Source organism: Noviherbaspirillum denitrificans, from assembly GCF_002211445.1.
Classification (GTDB): Bacteria; Pseudomonadota; Gammaproteobacteria; order Burkholderiales; family Burkholderiaceae_D; genus Noviherbaspirillum; species Noviherbaspirillum denitrificans.
Genome location: NZ_LSTO01000001.1, coordinates 3,367,053 through 3,371,599 on the forward strand (window position 1 = coordinate 3,367,053; position 4,547 = coordinate 3,371,599).

The 4,547-nt window shown below is 66.8% G+C and carries 3 protein-coding genes; all 3 read right to left on the bottom strand.

What is annotated here, in order from left to right:
* A partial coding sequence (locus AYR66_RS16295; RefSeq protein WP_088709856.1) for an efflux RND transporter permease subunit occupies positions 1-2,794 on the bottom strand: 2,794 nt, incomplete at its 3' end.
* A 15-nt stretch (positions 2,795-2,809) separates the two neighbouring features.
* Positions 2,810-3,949, bottom strand: a complete 1,140-nt coding sequence (locus AYR66_RS16300; protein WP_088708378.1) for an efflux RND transporter periplasmic adaptor subunit — start codon at positions 3,947-3,949, stop codon at positions 2,810-2,812.
* 34 nt (positions 3,950-3,983) lie between these two features.
* A partial coding sequence (locus tag AYR66_RS16305) for a TolC family protein (protein WP_170942317.1) occupies positions 3,984-4,547 on the bottom strand: 564 nt, incomplete at its 5' end.

The following is a 4,547-nucleotide window of genomic DNA, read 5'->3' on the forward strand; positions in this document are numbered from 1 at the left end:
ACAGGCCGTGGTCGCGACGCGCCACGATCGCGTATTCCACCAGCAGGATGGAGTTCTTGGTGGCGATGCCCATCAGCATGATGAGGCCGATCAGCGACGGCATGGAGAAGCTTTTCTGCGCGACCAGCAGGCCGACGAAGGCGCCGCCCAGCGACAGCGGCAGTGCCGCGAGGATCGTCACCGGATGCAGGAAGTCCTTGAACAGCAGCACCAGCACGATATAGATGCACAGCACGCCGGTCAGCATCGCCAGGCCGAAGCTGGCGAACAGTTCACCCATCACTTCAGCGTCGCCGACTTCGACCACCTTCACGCCCGGCGGCAGGTTCTGCACCGCCGGCAGCTTGTGCACCGCCGCCGTCACCTCGCCCAGCGGCAGGCCCGACAGCTCGATCTCGAAATTGATGTTGCGCGAGCGGTCGTAACGGTCGATCACCGCCGGGCCGCCGGTCACTTCAAGGTCGGCGACCTGGCCGAGCATCACCGGGCCTTTGCGGCCGGGCACCGTCAGGCGCTCCAGCACGCCGAGGTCTTCGCGCGCGGCTTCGTCGAGCCTGACCACGATCGGCACCTGGCGCTGCGACAGGTTCATCTTCGGCAGCGAGACATCGTAATCGCCGACGGTCGCAATGCGCAGCGTCTCGCCGATCACGCTGCTGGTGACGCCGAGGTCGGCCGCGCGCGCGAAGTCGGGACGGATCGCGATTTCCGGGCGGATCAGGCTGGCGGTGGAAGCCACATTGCCGAGGCCGGGAATGGTGCGCAAGTCTTTCTCGACGGCCAGCGCTGCCGCGCGCAGCGCATTGGCATCTTCGCCGGTCAGCACGAGAACGTACTTCTCGCCCGAGCCGCCGAGGCCGACCTTGGTGCGCGCGCCGGGCAATTGCTCCAGCGCCGCGCGGATGTTGTTCTCGATTGGCTGCTTGCGCGGGCGCTTGCCGCGCTCGGTCAGCTGGATGGTGAGCGTGGCCTTGCGTGCTTCGGCCGCTCCCTGCGGCGCGAAGGGGTCGGTGCCCGCGCTGCCGCCACCGATGGTGGTGTACACGCTCTTCACATGTTCCACGCCGGACACCAGCGTCCGCGCATGTTCGGCAGCCTTCATCGTGTTGGCCAGCGTCGACCCCGGCGGCAGCTCGACGTACACCTGCGTCTGCGAATTGTCGTCCGCCGGGATGAAGCCGGTCGGCAGCAGCGGGATCAGCATGATGGAACCGATGAAGAACAGCGTCGCCAGGATCATCGTCGACAGCCGGTGCTTCAGGCACCAGCCGGCCCAGCGCATGTAGGTCTTCATCCAGCGCGGATCGCCGTGGTTGTCGACGATGGGCTTGAGGATGTAGGCGGACATCATCGGCGTCAGCACGCGCGCGACGATCAGCGACGCGAACACCGCGAGCGATGCCGTCCAGCCGAACTGCTTGAAGAACTTGCCGGGCACGCCGCTCATGAAGGCCGTCGGCAGGAACACCGAGATCAGCGTGAAGGTGGTGGCGATCACCGCCAGGCCGATCTCGTCGGCCGCTTCCATCGCCGCCTGGTAGGGCGTCTTTCCCATGCGCAGGTGGCGCACGATGTTTTCCACTTCCACGATGGCGTCGTCGACCAGGATACCGATCACCAGCGACAGCGCGAGCAGCGTGACGACATTGATCGAGAAGCCGAGCAGGTACATGCCGATGAAGGCGGGAATCACCGACAGCGGCAGCGCGACCGCCGACACGAAGGTCGCACGCCAGTCGCGCAGGAAGAGCCAGACCACGATCACGGCCAGCAGCGCGCCTTCGAGCAGCAGCTGCAGCGAGCCGTCGTATTCTTCCTCCACCGGCACGACGAAGTTGAATGCTTCGGTGATTTCCAGGTCGGGATGCTGTTCCTTCAGTTCGACCAGCGCCTTCTGCACCGCGGCGCCAACCGTGACCTCGCTCTCGCCCTTGCTTCGCGAGACTTCGAAGCCCACTACCGGCTTGCCGTTGAGCAGCGCGGCGGAGCGGCGCTCGGCGATGGTATCGCTGACGTCGGCCACTTCATCGAGTCGGATGCGGCGGCCATCGGACAGCGGCAGTTCGAGGCGCGCCAGTTCCTCGGCCGATTTCACCGTGGCAAGCGTGCGCATCGGTTGTTCGCCGCCGCCGAGGTCTGCGCGTCCACCTGCACTTTCGCTCTGCATCAGGCGCAGCTGCCGCGAGATGTCGGCGGCGGTCGCGCCGAGCGCGAGCATCTTGCCCGGATTGAGCGCGACGCGCACTTCGCGCGTCACGCCGCCCACGCGGTTGACGGCACCGACGCCGCGCACCGACAGCAGCTTGCGCGAAATGTCGTTGTCGACGAACCAGGACAGCGCTTCCTCATCCATGCGCGGCGACGCAATGGTGAAAGCCAGCACCGGCTGCGCGGCGAGGTCCATCTTGTTGACGATCGGGTCGCGCACATCGCCGGGCAGGTCGGCACGCACGCGCGCCACGGCGGAGCGCACGTCGTCCACTGCTTCCTGCACCGGCTTTTCAAGACGGAATTCGGCAGTGAGGGTGACGCCGCCGTCCTGCACCTTGGTGTAGATGTGCTTCAGGCCCTGCACGGTGGCAATCGAATTCTCGATCTTGCGCGCGACCTCGGTTTCCAGCTGTGCGGGGGCGGCGCCCGGCAGCGATACCGACACGCTGACGGTCGGCAATTCGATGTCGGGGAAGTTCTGGATCTTCATGCCCTTGAAGGAGAGCACGCCGGCGAAAGTCAGCATCACGAACAACATGACCGCCGGGATCGGGTTCCTGATCGACCAGGACGATACGTTCATCATCGGGCCAACTCCTTACTTGGCGGCAGGCGCGCCGTTGCTGTCGCTCGCGAGGCGCACGAGGTCGCCGTCGTTCAGGAAACCGGCGCCGCTGACCACGACCGCCGTATCGGGCTTCAGACCTTCAAGCACCTCGACGCGGTCGCCGATGCGGCGGCCGGTCTTGACCTTGAGCTGTTGCACGCGGTTGTCCGGCGTCAGGCTGAAGACGTAATTGAAGCCGTCCCGCAAGACTACCGCCTGCTGCGGCACCGTCAGCGCGGACGAGGTACCGAGGTCGAATTCGCCGCGCGCGAACATCCCGGCGCGCGCCGGCGGCGTGTTTTCATTGGCCGGCGCGAGGTCGACATAGACGATGGCCGCGCGGTTCTGCGGATCGACGGTGGGTCCGACCATGCGTACCTTGCCCTTGAGTTCGGCGCCGTTGACGGCAACAATGGATGCCGGCATGCCCGTCTTGATGCGGCCGAGTTCCGACGAGGTCACTTCGGCGCGCCACTCCAGCCGGCCCTTGCGGATCATGCGGAACAGTTCCGTCCCTGTGGGAACGACCGCGCCGACAGTGGCCGCGCGCGCGGAAATGATGCCGCTGTCTGGCGCAAGGACCTGGACCTTCTTCAGGCGCAACTGCTGCGCCGACAGCGTCGCCTTCGCGGCTTCGACCTTGGCCTTCTGCGTCTGTTCCGCGGTCAGGTACTGGTTGATCTGCTGCTCGCTCAATGCACCGGTGCTCTGCAGGGTGCGGGCGCGTGCCGCGTTTGCGGCGGCTTCGGCGGCGTTGGCTTCGGCTTCCATCAGTGCCGCGCGTGCCTGCGCGACGTCGGCGGCAACCGATTCATTGGCGAAGGTGGCAAGCACCTGTCCCGCGCGCACCTGGTCGCCGACATTCACGAGGACGTCGGCCAGGCGCAGGCCATTCGATTCGCTGCCGATGATCGCTTCCTGCCAGGCGGCGATGTTGCCGTTGGCGGCGAGGCGGATCGGCATGGAGGTGGATTGCGGACGAACGGTCGACACGGTCAGCGCCGGCTTCGGCCCGGCGGGCTTCTTGTCGTCGGCGGCCTGCGTGGCGGGGGACAGCAATGTTGCGCCGCAGGCAAGCAGGACCAGTGCGAGCAGCGCGACGGCCACGGGCTTGAGTTGGAATCGGTTCATGGTCTGGTTTCCATCATTCATATTTGAAATCGTGTCAGCGCTGTGCCGTCCATCCGCCGCCGGCCGCGCGGTACAGCGCGACCCAGGCGCTGCGGCGCTCGCGTTCCAGCGCAACCAGCGCATTCTCGGCAGTGAGGCGGTTGCGGCGCGCTTCTTCCAGTTCGACCAGGCTGGCGAGCCCGGCCTTGTAGCGCGCTTCGGTGGCGGTGAAGGATGTGCGGTAGCCCTCGACCGAGATACGGGCATCCTCGCCACGCGCGGCGGTGCTTTGCAGGTTGACCAAGGCTTCCTCGACTTCGCGCACCGCCTGGCGCACGCGGGCACGGTAGGCGGCGGCCGCGGCTTCATAACGGGCCTCGGCGGCTTCGACATTCGCTGCGCGGCGTCCGCCGTCGAACAGCGGCAGGGACATCGCCAGCGGGCCGATCGACCAGGTGGACAAGTCGGCGTCGACGCCGCCACTGCGGAAGTTGGCGCGGCCGATCGAACCGCTCAGGCTGAGGCGCGGGAAACGCTGGGCGCGCGCGCCGCCGATCTCGGCGGCAGCGGCGGCGACTTCGCGCTCGGCGGCGAACACATCCGGGCGTTGCGACAGCAA